13 protein-coding genes are annotated in these 12,376 nt (G+C 44.8%); 9 read left to right on the forward strand and 4 right to left on the reverse strand.

What is annotated here, in order from left to right; translation table 11 throughout:
• Window positions 1-40 precede the first annotated feature (40 nt).
• From Q1X33_RS05305 to Q1X33_RS05335, 7 genes are all read left to right on the forward strand, one after another.
• Window positions 41-1,609, forward strand: a complete 1,569-nt coding sequence (locus tag Q1X33_RS05305; RefSeq protein ID WP_005226842.1) for an ABC transporter ATP-binding protein — start codon at window positions 41-43, stop codon at window positions 1,607-1,609.
• On the forward strand, window positions 1,602-2,753 hold the full coding sequence (locus tag Q1X33_RS05310; protein ID WP_005226844.1) for an ABC transporter permease: 1,152 nt from the start codon (window positions 1,602-1,604) through the stop codon (window positions 2,751-2,753). Before Q1X33_RS05305 ends, Q1X33_RS05310 begins: the two co-directional genes overlap by 8 nt.
• Window positions 2,753-3,706 carry an ABC transporter permease gene (locus Q1X33_RS05315; RefSeq protein ID WP_005226846.1) on the forward strand — a complete coding sequence of 318 codons (954 nt, stop codon included), beginning with the start codon at window positions 2,753-2,755 and terminating at the stop codon, window positions 3,704-3,706. Before Q1X33_RS05310 ends, Q1X33_RS05315 begins: the two co-directional genes overlap by 1 nt.
• A gap of 194 nt (window positions 3,707-3,900) precedes the next feature.
• Window positions 3,901-5,067: a phosphopentomutase gene (gene deoB, locus Q1X33_RS05320; protein ID WP_005226847.1), complete on the forward strand. Its 1,167-nt coding sequence runs from the start codon at window positions 3,901-3,903 to the stop codon at window positions 5,065-5,067.
• A 10-nt stretch (window positions 5,068-5,077) separates the two neighbouring features.
• Complete coding sequence (locus Q1X33_RS05325) at window positions 5,078-5,896, forward strand: purine-nucleoside phosphorylase (RefSeq protein WP_005226849.1); 819 nt, start codon at window positions 5,078-5,080, stop codon at window positions 5,894-5,896.
• 25 nt (window positions 5,897-5,921) lie between these two features.
• Complete coding sequence (gene deoD / locus Q1X33_RS05330; protein WP_005226852.1) at window positions 5,922-6,626, forward strand: purine-nucleoside phosphorylase; 705 nt, start codon at window positions 5,922-5,924, stop codon at window positions 6,624-6,626.
• Window positions 6,627-6,823: 197 nt separating this feature from the next.
• Complete coding sequence (locus Q1X33_RS05335) at window positions 6,824-8,011, forward strand: iron-containing alcohol dehydrogenase (protein ID WP_005226860.1); 1,188 nt, start codon at window positions 6,824-6,826, stop codon at window positions 8,009-8,011.
• A gap of 52 nt (window positions 8,012-8,063) precedes the next feature.
• Here the strand turns inward: Q1X33_RS05335 and Q1X33_RS05340 are convergent, their stop codons facing one another.
• From Q1X33_RS05340 to rpiA, 4 genes are all read right to left on the reverse strand, one after another.
• Window positions 8,064-8,711 (reverse strand): SGNH/GDSL hydrolase family protein, encoded by a 648-nt coding sequence (locus Q1X33_RS05340; protein ID WP_005226862.1) that lies wholly within the window; start codon window positions 8,709-8,711, stop codon window positions 8,064-8,066.
• Window positions 8,712-8,812: 101 nt separating this feature from the next.
• The gene (gene gpmA / locus Q1X33_RS05345) at window positions 8,813-9,499 is read right to left on the reverse strand and encodes a 2,3-diphosphoglycerate-dependent phosphoglycerate mutase (RefSeq protein ID WP_005226871.1); all 687 of its coding nucleotides are present in this window, start codon (window positions 9,497-9,499) and stop codon (window positions 8,813-8,815) included.
• Between the two features lie 194 nt (window positions 9,500-9,693).
• The gene (locus Q1X33_RS05350) at window positions 9,694-10,275 is read right to left on the reverse strand and encodes a recombinase family protein (RefSeq protein ID WP_005226873.1); all 582 of its coding nucleotides are present in this window, start codon (window positions 10,273-10,275) and stop codon (window positions 9,694-9,696) included.
• A gap of 151 nt (window positions 10,276-10,426) precedes the next feature.
• Window positions 10,427-11,101, reverse strand: a complete 675-nt coding sequence (gene rpiA, locus Q1X33_RS05355; RefSeq protein ID WP_005226875.1) for a ribose-5-phosphate isomerase RpiA — start codon at window positions 11,099-11,101, stop codon at window positions 10,427-10,429.
• Between the two features lie 304 nt (window positions 11,102-11,405).
• On the opposite strand from rpiA, the gene rpsL reads away from it, so the two are divergent.
• Complete coding sequence (gene rpsL, locus Q1X33_RS05360; RefSeq protein WP_003127956.1) at window positions 11,406-11,819, forward strand: 30S ribosomal protein S12; 414 nt, start codon at window positions 11,406-11,408, stop codon at window positions 11,817-11,819.
• Window positions 11,820-11,889: 70 nt separating this feature from the next.
• A complete protein-coding gene (rpsG, locus tag Q1X33_RS05365; protein WP_003127957.1) occupies window positions 11,890-12,360 on the forward strand; it encodes a 30S ribosomal protein S7 in 471 nt (156 codons plus the stop codon).
• Window positions 12,361-12,376: the final 16 nt, after the last annotated feature.

Consider the following 12,376-nt stretch of genomic DNA (forward strand, 5'->3'; position numbering starts at 1 on the left):
GGTTTGTATAAGCGAATTAGAAAGTAAGGATGTGAGTAATTTGGCTGAGGAAAAATATGTTGTAGAAATGCGTCATATCACCAAAGAGTTTGGAACGTTCAAAGCCAATGACGATGTCAACTTGCAAGTAAGGCCAGGAGAAATCCACGCATTGCTTGGTGAAAATGGAGCGGGCAAGTCGACCTTGATGAATATGCTGTCAGGATTATTGGAACCAACATCTGGTGAAATCTGGATGAATGGTGAAAAAGTGAATATCACGAGTCCGACCGCAGCAAACAAATTGGGGATCGGGATGGTGCATCAGCATTTCATGCTGGTAGACGCCTTTACTGTAACAGAAAATATCATTTTGGGGAGCGAACCACATCATCTCGGTGTGTTAGATCGCAAGAAAGCCCGCAAAGAAATCAAAAAAGTTTCTGAACAATATGGTTTATCGGTTGATCCAGATGCTTATGTGCGTGACATCTCTGTCGGGATGGAGCAACGGGTAGAGATCTTGAAGACTCTTTACCGCGGCGCAGATGTACTGATTTTTGATGAACCAACGGCAGTTTTGACACCGCAAGAAATCGAAGAGCTGATCGAAATCATGCGCGGATTGGTGCGTGAAGGCAAATCGATCATCTTGATCACCCACAAACTGGATGAGATCAAAGCGGTGGCAGACCGTTGTACAGTTATCCGTCGGGGACAAGGGATCGGCACTGTCAATGTCAAAGACGTCAGCTCGCAACAGTTGGCCGATATGATGGTTGGTCGTTCTGTGTCCTTCAAGACACCGAAGAAAGAAGCGTCACCAAAAGAAGTCGTGCTTTCTGTTGAAAACTTAGTTGTAAAAGAAAACCGTGGCTTAGAAGCAGTCAAAAACTTAAGCTTAGAAGTACGTGCAGGTGAAGTATTGGGGATTGCTGGGATCGATGGCAATGGGCAATCAGAGCTGTTACAAGCCATCACTGGTTTACGGAAAGTCGAAAGCGGCAAGGTCTTGCTGAATGGTGATGACATCACTAACTTCAAGCCTCGGAAAGTCACCGAAGCCGGCGTTGGTCATGTGCCAGAAGACCGCCACAAATACGGACTTGTCTTGGATATGATGTTATCAGAAAACATCGCCTTGCAAACCTACTACAAAAAACCTTTGAGTAATGCAGGTGTCTTGGATTACGGAGAGATCAATGAGTTTGCTCGTGACTTGATTCAAGAATTTGACGTACGAACAGTTAACGAGATCGTACCAGCACGGGCATTGTCCGGCGGGAATCAACAAAAAGCGATCATCGCACGAGAAATCAGCCGCGATCCTGATCTATTGATCGTTGCCAATCCGACCCGTGGGTTGGATGTTGGAGCGATCGAATTTATCCACAAACGCTTGATTGAACAGCGGGATAAGTTCAAAGCGGTATTGTTAGTCAGCTTTGAATTAGATGAAATTTTGAATGTATCAGACCGCATTGCTGTTATTCATGCTGGTGAGATCGTTGGGGTCGTTGATCCGAAAGAAACATCAGAGAAAGAGCTTGGCTTGTTGATGGCAGGGTACTCCTTGGAGGAAGCAAGACGAGAGCTGCAAATGGAGGAAGTAGGTGGTTCGGTTGAATAACCGCAAAGAAAAGATCCGCAATATATTAGTGCCGATCATCGCTGTCTTGTTGGGATTCGTCCTTGGCGGGATCATCATGGCGGCCTTCGGCTATAGCCCGATCACAGGGTATACACAAATGTTTCGGACCGTTTTTATCAACGGACAAACAGGTGGGTTAAATGCCCGCAACATTGGTGAGATTTTTGTTACAGCAGGACCATTGATCTTTACCGCTCTGGGGTTTGCCGTTGCAAACTCAGCCGGATTCTTCAATATCGGTCTTTCTGGTCAAGCGCTAGCAGGTTGGGTTGCCAGTATCTGGGTCGCACTAGCGATGCCAGATGCGCCTCGGTTGGTGGTCTTGCCATTAGCCGTGATCGTAGGGGCTTTATGCGGGGCGATCGCAGCTGCGATTCCTGGTTTCCTACGGGCATTCTTTGGAACAAGTGAAGTCATCGTGACGATCATGATGAACTATATCTTGCTTTATACGGGGAACCATTTAGTCAATAATGTGATGAGCGAATCCATGATCACGACAAAAGGGGTCACAAAAATGGTGGGGGAAAATGCCTCCATGCAGACGCCGTTTCTAGCAAGCATCACGAGCAACTCTCGCTTGAACTTAGGGATCTTCTTAGCCTTGATCTTCTTAGTTTTGGTTTGGTTCTTGATGAAAAAAACCACTCTTGGTTATGAAATCCGCGCGGTGGGCTTGAACCCAAGCGCTTCTGAATATGCGGGGATGAGCAGCAAACGGACGATCATTATCTCCATGATCATCTCTGGAACGCTTGCTGGATTAGGTGGAGTCGTTCAAGGACTAGGAACGTTTGAAAACTTCTTCGTTCAAGGGTCATCATTGAGCATCGGGTTTGACGGTATGGCTGTATCCTTGTTAGGAAGCGGCTCATCGATCGGAATCTTGCTTTCAGCCCTCTTGTTCAGTATTTTGAAATTAGGTGGACAAGGCATGCAGTTTGCAGGTATTCCATCTGAATTAGTCGATGTCAATATCGCAATTATTATTTTCTTCGTAGCGATCAGCTTTGTGATTCGTTTCTTGTTAGCAAAAATCTTTGACGGCAAAAAAGAAGCGCTGGTCGTACAGGAGATTGAAGCCCAACCAAACGATCAAGATCAGGAAGGAGGAACCATCTAATGGATATTAGTTTAATTTCTTCGATCGTCACTCAAACATTGATTTATGCGTCTCCTCTGATTTTGACGGCGCTAGGTGGCGTGTTCTCAGAGCGCAGCGGGATCGTTAACGTGGGTCTTGAAGGAATCATGGTTATGGGTGCTTTTAGCTCGATTGTTTTCAATATTGAATTTGCGTCACAATTTGGTGCGTGGACACCATGGTTAGGGATGCTCGTCGGCGGACTTGTCGGTGTGCTTTTCTCCTTGCTGCATGCGGTGGCAACCATCAACTTCCGTGCCGACCACATCATCAGTGGTACGGTGATGAACTTGATGGCACCAGCTTTGGCTGTGTTCTTAGTCAAAGCGATCTACAACAAAGGGCAAACGGATAACATCCAACGGACATTGGGGTATTTCAATTTCCCGATTCTTAAAGATATTCCTATCATTGGCCCGATTTTCTTTAATCAAACATTCTTACCGGCGTACTTCGCTATTTTGATCTCAGTGATCGCGTGGTTCGTGATTTTCAAAACACGCTTTGGGTTGCGTCTTCGTTCTGTCGGTGAGCATCCACAAGCAGCGGATACCTTAGGGATCAATGTTTACGTGATGCGCTACTCAGGTGTCTTGATCTCTGGTTTCCTTGGCGGGATGGGCGGTGCCTTGTTTGCTCAATCGATCGCGGGTCGCTTTGCCGTGACAACGATCGCCGGTCAAGGATTTATCTCGATGGCTGCGATGATCTTTGGTAAATGGAATCCACTTGGTGCAATGGGAGCTGCGATTTTCTTCGGTTTTGCGCAAAACATCAGTATCGTAGGTGGCCAACTGCCAATCATCTCTTCCATTCCAGCGGTTTACTTACAAGCTGCGCCTTATGCCTTGACGATCATCGTGCTCGTTCTTTTCCTTGGAAAAGCCGCTGGTCCGAAAGCTAACGGGAAGAACTACATTAAATCTAAATAATTTTTTCAGTATGAAAGGGTGGGGCTATGGGACATGAATGTGTTGCTGTGTCCTGCCCTTTTTCTATCCTCTGGGTGAAAGGAACGCATCAGGAAATTTCCAAAGCAACCCAGCGCAATTTTTGCTTAAGTTTAGTATGATAGAAGTAGTAGATCCGCTTGTAAAAGCATAAAATAAAGAAAGTAGGGAATAGAATGTTTAAACGTGTACACTTGATCGTGATGGATTCAGTCGGAATTGGTGAAGCACCTGATGCGGCAGCTTTTGGTGATGTCGGTTCAGATACGTTAGGCCATATTGCAAAAGAAGCAGGCTTGACGATCCCTCACTTGGAACAATTAGGCCTAGGGACGATCCGTCCTTTAGAAGGCGTGAAGGCGGTAGCTGACCATGATGGGTATGCAACCAAATTGGAAGAAGTTTCCGTTGGGAAAGATACGATGACGGGGCACTGGGAGATCATGGGCTTGAATATCCAAAAACCTTTCCGCGTATTTCCCGATGGGTTTCCCGATGAATTGTTGCAACAGATCGAAGCGTTCTCTGGACGTAAAATCGTCTGCAATGCGCCGTACTCAGGGACAGCAGTCATTGATGATTTCGGCGAACATCAAATGAAGACAGGTGATCTGATCGTTTACACCTCGGCTGACCCAGTGTTGCAGATCGCCGCGCATGAGGAAATCATTCCATTAGAAGAATTGTATCGTATTTGTCAGTACGTTCGGGATATCACGAAAGATGAGCCATATATGATCGGCCGCATCATCGCGCGTCCGTATGTCGGTGAGCCTGGAAACTTTACTCGTACGAGCAATCGTCATGACTACGCACTCGATCCATTTGGCCATACAGTGTTAGATTCCTTGAAAGAAGCTGGAAAAGACGTGATCGCCGTTGGGAAGATCAATGATATCTTCAACGGGCAAGGAATCACCGAGTCTGTACGGACGAAGAGCAATATGGACGGTGTGGATCAATTACTGAAGGTAATGAAACAAGACTTTACGGGTCTAAGCTTTACGAACTTGGTCGACTTCGATGCGCTTTATGGTCACCGTCGCGATGTTGTAGGGTATGCCCATGCCATTGAAGATTTTGATTTGCGTATTCCAGAACTTTTAGAAGCAATGGGAGACGAGGATCTATTGTTGATCACAGCTGACCACGGCAATGACCCAACCTTTACGGGAACGGATCACACGAGAGAATATGTGCCATTATTAGCGTACAGCAAGAAATTCCAAGGCCAAGGCAAATTGCCACAAGGCTACTATGCGGATATTTCCGCAACGATCGCTGAAAACTTTGGTGTTTCAGCTACAGAAAACGGAACAAGCTTTTTACAACATTTAAACTAGAGGTGATGAAATGACAACGTTACATGAGAAATTACAAGAAACAACGGCATTTATCCAAGAAAGCGGCGTCGGTGAAGTGGAATTTGGGTTGATTTTAGGATCTGGCTTAGGTGAATTAGCCGATGAGATCGAAAACCCAATCGTGTTGCCTTACAACGATATCCCGCATTTTCCTGTTTCGACAGTGGTTGGTCATGCAGGACAATTGGTCTATGGAACATTAGCTGGGAAAAAAGTCTTAGCGATGCAAGGACGATTCCATTATTATGAAGGCCATTCGATGCAGACGGTCACTTACCCCGTCCGTGTGATGGCGGCATTGAAAGCTCACTCTTTAGTCGTGACCAATGCCTGTGGCGGCGTAAACGAAAGCTTCCAGCCGGGAGACTTGATGTTGATCACCGATCAAATCAACTTTATGGGGGACAACCCACTGATTGGTGAAAACGAAGAAGAAATGGGTCCGCGTTTCCCAGATATGAGCCAAGCCTACCATTTGCCTTATCGGGAAGCGGCACAAAAAGTTGGTGCATCAAAAGGATTGCACTTAAAAGAAGGCGTTTATATGGGCTTCTCAGGTCCTACGTATGAAACGCCAGCAGAGATCCGCTTTGCTCGGACGATCGGCGCCGATGCTGTCGGTATGTCGACTGTCCCGGAAGTGATCGTTGCTGTTCACAGTGGCTTGAAAGTCTTAGGTGTTTCTTGTATCACAAACTTGGCTGCTGGTATGCAAGCGAGCTTGAATCATGAAGAAGTCGTGGAAACGACGGAACGGGTCAAGGCAGAATTTAAAGCGTTGATCAAAGAAACGTTAGCAGTACTATAAAAAGCAGACCAAAGGAGAAAAACGAATGAGCGTTCATATCGAAGCAAAAGCAGGCGAGATCGCAGACAAAATCTTGTTACCAGGTGATCCACTGCGGGCAAAATATATTGCTGAAACATTTTTAGAAGACCCGATCTGTTACAACAACGTTCGGGGAATGTTGGGCTATACAGGCGTTTATAAGGGCGAGCGGGTCTCTGTCCAAGGAACCGGCATGGGCATGCCTTCAGCGAGTATCTATGCCCATGAATTGATCAACTCTTACGGCGTGAAGAAATTGATTCGGGTCGGTACGTGTGGTGCCATCTCAAAAGATGTCCACGTGCGTGATCTTGTGATTGCCCAAGCGGCAGCAACAAGTTCATCGATGGTAGCAAAAAACTTCCAAAGTTTCCATTTCCCACCAATCGCTGACTTTGCACTGTTGCGTAAAGCCTATGATACAGCGATTGAATCAGGATTTACGACTCACGTCGGTAACATCTTATCTGAAGATACCTTCTACAAAGATGACATGACGGAAACGTTACAGTTGGCAGACCTTGGGGTGATGGGTGTTGAGATGGAAGCCGCAGCCTTATACTATTTAGGGGCGAAATTCCACGTTCAAACCTTAGCGATCTGTACCGTCAGCGACCACATCATCACTGGAGAAGAAACAACGCCAGAAGAAAGACAAACGACATTTAACGACATGATCAAAGTTGGCTTAGAAACAGCGATCGCGTAAAAAAGATACCGCAGGATCGGTGCATGAACGATGCGAAGGCTGCTTGCTTTTGATAGAGCAAGCAGCCAAATCGTATTGGTTTGCATGCAACCGAGAATGTGTTATCTTTTTTTGTTGGCAAAAAGCCACGAAGAAGCGTTGCACTTTTGCCAGAAAATGGTTTAATGAAAAGAAAAGGTGTAAAAGGAGACGAGACAATGAATAATTTTACGTTTCATGTAACGACGGACATTCGTTTTGGGAAAGACCGTCTGAACGAGCTGCCAGAAGTACTGAATACATTTGGAAAAAACGTCTTGCTAGTCTATGGTGGCGGCAGTATCAAGAAAAACGGTTTGTACGATGCAGTCATGGCGCAATTGACTGCCAACGGCAATCAAGTCACTGAATTGACTGGTGTCGATCCAAATCCACGAATCGAAACCGTTCGTCAAGGAGCCGCTCTTTGTCGTTCAGAAACGATCGACGTCATTTTAGCTGTTGGCGGCGGTTCTGTAATTGATTGCAGCAAAGTGATCGCTGGGGCGGCTTGCAGTGAGCAAGAGCCTTGGGACTTAGTTCTTTCCAGAAGCTATCAAGGACCAGCGATTCCATTAGTAACGATCTTGACCCTTGCGGCTACTGGCAGTGAAATGAATCGCGGCGCGGTGATCTCTAATCTAGAAACGAAACAAAAACTTGGTGTGCACGGACCCGAATTTTTACCGAAAGTATCTTTTTTAGATCCAACAACGACCTTTAGTGTCAGTCGCTATCAAACGGCTGCCGGTTCAGCGGATATCATGAGCCATCTGATTGAAAATTATTTCAGTAAAACAGAAGGAACAGATGTCCAAGACGGTGTAGCAGAAGGATTGCTAAAAGCAGTCATTAAAAATCTGCCCATCGCATTAAATGCCCCCACAGACTATGATGCACGGGCGAATTTGATGTGGGCGAGCACCTTAGCCTTAAATGGTTTGACTGGAAGTGGCAAGGGTGGTGCTTGGTCTTGTCATGCGATGGAGCATGAGTTGAGTGCGTTTTATGACATTACCCATGGCATCGGCTTAGCGATCCTGACCCCACGCTGGATGCTTCATGTATTGAATGAAGAAACGGCGCCGAAATTTGCGCGGTTTGCCAGAGAAGTCTTTGGTGTCCAAGAAGCAGTGCCAGAATTAGCTGCCCGAATGGGGATTCAAAAACTGTATGACTTTTTTGCTTCTTGCGATATTCCAATGACTTTGCCAGAAGTAGGGATCGCCGATGACACCCATTTTGCTGAAATGGCGGCTCAAGCAGTTCAATTCAGCTCTATTGCAACAAATGCGTATGTACCGCTGCAAGAAGAAGACGTGATCGCAATCTACCAAGATTCCTTGACTCCTTCAACCTATCTTTAATCATAAAAAAGACCGTTCCTGCGACTTGGTTGTCGCGGAGCGGTCTGTTTATTTACCCTTCAGAAGAAAAAGCCAAACGGGCCATTAGCTGATCTGCAATCAAGGCGTGTCCAGCAGGAGTGGGGTGCACACCGTCATCGCCTGTCAGTGCCTGCGGGGAGCTAGCAACGGCAGCTTCGGCAAATAAGCCATCCAGCGGCAGCAGCTGACAATGAAAGGCGGCAGCTAAGCGACGAACGATTTGGATTTTCGGATCAAGATCGATCCGCCAAGTTTGGCGATCCTCAGGATATGTCAAAACAAAAGGTTCCAGCAAGAAAATACGCGTGATCCCCTGTTGGGTCACTTGTTCCAGAATTTGACGGTAGGTTGCCTCAAAGGACGTTGCGGCCTCTTCTGAACCAAAATTGGGACCACCGGCATTGTGCCACGTGTCGTTGATCCCAATCATAAAGATCAAGACGTCAGGTGCTAATTGAAGGCAATCTTCTTGGAGACGGGCTAAGACGTCGGCAGCTTTGTTGCCGCCGATCCCCCGATTATAAAAGGTAAATCCTGCAGTGGGGAATGTTTCTGCCAGCTGATCGGCAACGAGACGGGCAAACCCATGTCCTAAATCGTGGGGATCTTGGCGATCACGATCGCAATCTGTGATGCTGTCACCTAAAAATAAAACGGTATCATTTTTGACTAGTTTCATAATAAGCTCCTTTCGAGTACGCCCTCAATTATAAAAGAGGGGGGAGGAAATGCCAATAAAAAAACTGCCCTTTTTTAAAAAAGGGCAGCGATAAGCGAGGCTTATAAGTAGTATTTTTTCGCAACAGTCAAATCATCGTTCAATTCATAAACAAGTGGTTGACCAGTTGGGATCTCAAGATCCATGATATCTTCGTCAGAAATACCTTCGATATGTTTTGCTAATGCACGTAGAGAGTTTCCGTGAGCCGCAACTAAGACAGTTTTGTCGTCTTTTAATGCTGGGGCGATTTCATCTTGCCAGAAAGGCAATGCACGTTCTAAAGTAACTTTTAAGTTTTCTCCACCAGGTACGTCGCGAGGGTCAAGCATTGCATAACGACGGTCGTTTGCAGCAGAACCTTCATCTGAAGCTTCCATCAATGGAGGTAAAACATCGTAAGAACGACGCCAGATGTGTACTTGTTCGTCACCGTATTTTTCAGCAGTTTCTTTTTTATTTAAACCTTGTAATTTACCGTAATGACGTTCGTTTAAGCGCCATGATTTGATCGTTGGTACCCAAAGTTGATCAGAATATTCTAAAATGTAATTACAAGTTTTGATGGCACGAGTTAAAACAGATGTGTAAGCAACGTCAAATTCGATGCCTGCTTCTTTGATTTTACGTCCGCCTTCGATTGCTTCTTCGACACCTTCTGGCGCTAGATCAACATCAGCCCAACCGGTAAACTGGTTTAATTTGTTCCATTCGCTTAGTCCATGACGAGAAAATACTAATTTTGGCATGTAAAACTCTCCTTTAGATATTCGATATTTTTCTGAAATTTTCAATTCCGTATTTATTGTACACTCTTTCTCAAAGAATTTCCATGGTTTTGGAGGAAAAGCTGGGGGAAAACGCCATTCTTAAGGAAAAACAAAAGGGGATCATTAAAAAGAGGACCGCTTTTGTTTCATGCTGTTCTAGGGGGAGTCGACAACTATGAACGTAACTTGTTCCATTCTTCTTCGGATAATTTTATGTATTTATAGCATGTACCTACAGAAACACCGCATTTTTCAGAAATATATTGAATCGTTTCTTTTTTCTCGTAGTACAATTGACGGATTTTTTTGATCGTTTTCGGATCGATTTTTGGACGACCACCAATTTTGCCTTTTTTGCGGGCTTTATTTAAGCCGACCAGCGTGCGCTCTTTGATGAGTGAGCGTTCCATGATCGCAAGTCCTTCCATTAAATTGAAGTAAACCTGTCCCATCGGACCGCGGGTATCGATTTGTTCTGCCAGTGAAACCAGATGAAGCTCTCGCTGTTTTAATAGATCAGTGAGATCGGTCAGTTGTCTGGTGGTTTTCCCTAAACGATGCAGTTCCGTAACGACTAAGGTGTCGCCGGGCTGCATTTGTGCCACCACTGACTCCAATGAATGATTTTCTTCACTTTCTTCCACGCTAAATGTCTCATGGAAAAATTCATGACACCCAAATTCTTCGAGCTTGTTTAATTGTTCACTTGTTGAGTTGTCGGTGATCGTTGAACGAGCATAGCCTATGATTTTCATAAACCCTCCTACCTTTCCCTTTTTATTGAATGTATCATAATTATTTCTTAAATGATAGGGTAATTTGCACAAAAAATAATAAAAATTAAGTCGATTGAAGAAAAATAACGAAAAAAAGAGAAGCATTATCGCTCCTCTTTTTTTGTTTCCTTTATCTAACGTGCTTGGTACTCGGGCCTTCAGGCAATCCGACAATGATCGTATGGACCATATCCAAAAACAGACCGTGTTCAACCACGCCCACTGTAGCATCTAATTCCTGTGCCAACTCAGTAGGAGCGGTGATCGTTTCTAGATGAAGATCGATGATGTAATTGCTGCAATCGGTTTTTAACGGTTCGCCTTCTTCATTCAGACGCAGTTTTGGATGGTAGTTTTTCTTCTCGAACAGACGCAGCAGCTGTTGGCTGCCATAAGGGATCACTTCCACTGGCAACGGGAAGGCACCAAGTGTTTCGACCATTTTCGATTCATCAACGATCCACAAGACTTTTTTTGAGTTAGACGCCACGATTTTTTCGAATAAAAGGGCTGCACCGCCGCCTTTGATGCCATGATAATCCTTGCTGATCTCATCTGCACCGTCGATCGTTAGATCCACAGCGTCCACTTCATCGATGGTGCGAATCGGGATACCTAATCCTTCTGCTTGTTTTTTCGATGCCCAAGAAGTTGGGACACCCGTGATCGATAGACCTTCTTCTTTTACACGTCGACCCAGTTCTTCAATCATGTAGTAGGCTGTTGAGCCAGTGCCCAAGCCAACCACCATGCCATCTTTTACATAACTAGCCGCTTCAATGCCGACCATTTCTTTTAGGTTCATTTTCTTCCCGCCTTTTTTAAATAAATGCTTTGTCTCTATTATATAGGAAGAAGCGCAAAATTTGCGGATTTTTTCGTAACAGATTTCTTTTGAAAAAAGCTTAGGAGGATACTTGACAGGTAAGAATAAGCATGATATTCTATCAAAGGTGCTTTATCTACAGGTCTCTCGTTGGAGACGTGCTGACTGTCTATCAAAGCATAGTTGATATGAATGCAGAGAATGCATTATTTTTTATCGCAAAAAAAGAACCACCTGGATGTGTGGGACTATAAAGCGAATCAAGGAAGGAGGACAACTAGGGATGCCTACAATTAATCAATTAGTACGTAAACCTCGTAAATCCAAGGTTGAAAAATCAAATTCACCAGCATTGAACAAAGGATATAACAGTTTCAAGAAAGCTCAAACGAATGTTAACTCACCTCAAAAGCGTGGGGTAGCTACTCGTGTGGGAACTATGACACCGAAAAAACCGAACTCAGCTCTACGTAAATATGCGCGTGTTCGTTTGTCAAACTTGATTGAAGTGACAGCTTATATTCCAGGTATCGGACACAACTTACAAGAACACAGCGTGGTCTTGTTACGTGGTGGACGTGTAAAAGACTTACCAGGGGTACGTTACCATATCGTTCGTGGTGCATTGGATACTGCCGGTGTTAACGATCGTAAACAATCTCGTTCTAAATATGGTACAAAACGTCCTAAAGCTTAATCTTTAAGACAAACAGATCAAATGAATCTTATTTAAATCAGAACTGATATCTCGGAAGGAGGAGTTACGGATGCCTCGTAAAGGTCCTGTTGCAAAACGTGATGTTTTACCAGATCCTATTTATAACTCAAAATTAGTAACTCGTTTGATCAACCGTGTAATGGTTGATGGTAAACGCGGTGTTGCTGCAAATATTATCTACAATGCTTTTGGCATTATCAAAGAATCTACAGGAAATGATCCATTGGAAGTTTTCGAACAAGCAATGAAAAACATTATGCCTGTATTGGAAGTTAAAGCTCGCCGTGTCGGTGGTTCTAACTACCAAGTACCAGTAGAAGTACGTCCTGAACGTCGTACAACTCTAGGTCTTCGTTGGGTGGTAAACTACGCTCGTTTGCGTGGCGAACACACAATGGAAGAACGTCTTGCAAAAGAAATCATGGATGCAGCAAACAACACTGGTGCTTCTGTGAAAAAACGCGAAGACACACACAAAATGGCGGAAGCCAACCGCGCATTTGCTCACTATCGTTGGTAAGATCCTCACTGCTTTT

It is taken from the genome of Enterococcus sp. B2E4, from assembly GCF_030499455.1.
In the GTDB taxonomy this organism is placed as follows: Bacteria; Bacillota; Bacilli; order Lactobacillales; family Enterococcaceae; genus Enterococcus_D; species Enterococcus_D casseliflavus.

Excerpts from the sequence above, each read along its gene's own strand:
- Q1X33_RS05325 (WP_005226849.1), top strand. The coding sequence starts at position 5,078 with ATGACAACGTTACATGAGAAATTACAAGAAACAACGGCATTTATCCAA.
- rpsG (WP_003127957.1), top strand. The coding sequence starts at position 11,890 with ATGCCTCGTAAAGGTCCTGTTGCAAAACGTGATGTTTTACCAGATCCT.
- deoB (WP_005226847.1), top strand. The coding sequence starts at position 3,901 with ATGTTTAAACGTGTACACTTGATCGTGATGGATTCAGTCGGAATTGGT.
- Q1X33_RS05350 (WP_005226873.1), bottom strand. The coding sequence starts at position 10,275 with ATGAAAATCATAGGCTATGCTCGTTCAACGATCACCGACAACTCAACA.
- deoD (WP_005226852.1), top strand. The coding sequence starts at position 5,922 with ATGAGCGTTCATATCGAAGCAAAAGCAGGCGAGATCGCAGACAAAATC.
- Q1X33_RS05335 (WP_005226860.1), top strand. The coding sequence starts at position 6,824 with ATGAATAATTTTACGTTTCATGTAACGACGGACATTCGTTTTGGGAAA.
- rpsL (WP_003127956.1), top strand. The coding sequence starts at position 11,406 with ATGCCTACAATTAATCAATTAGTACGTAAACCTCGTAAATCCAAGGTT.
- Q1X33_RS05340 (WP_005226862.1), bottom strand. The coding sequence starts at position 8,711 with ATGAAACTAGTCAAAAATGATACCGTTTTATTTTTAGGTGACAGCATC.
- Q1X33_RS05315 (WP_005226846.1), top strand. The coding sequence starts at position 2,753 with ATGGATATTAGTTTAATTTCTTCGATCGTCACTCAAACATTGATTTAT.
- rpiA (WP_005226875.1), bottom strand. The coding sequence starts at position 11,101 with ATGAACCTAAAAGAAATGGTCGGCATTGAAGCGGCTAGTTATGTAAAA.
- gpmA (WP_005226871.1), bottom strand. The coding sequence starts at position 9,499 with ATGCCAAAATTAGTATTTTCTCGTCATGGACTAAGCGAATGGAACAAA.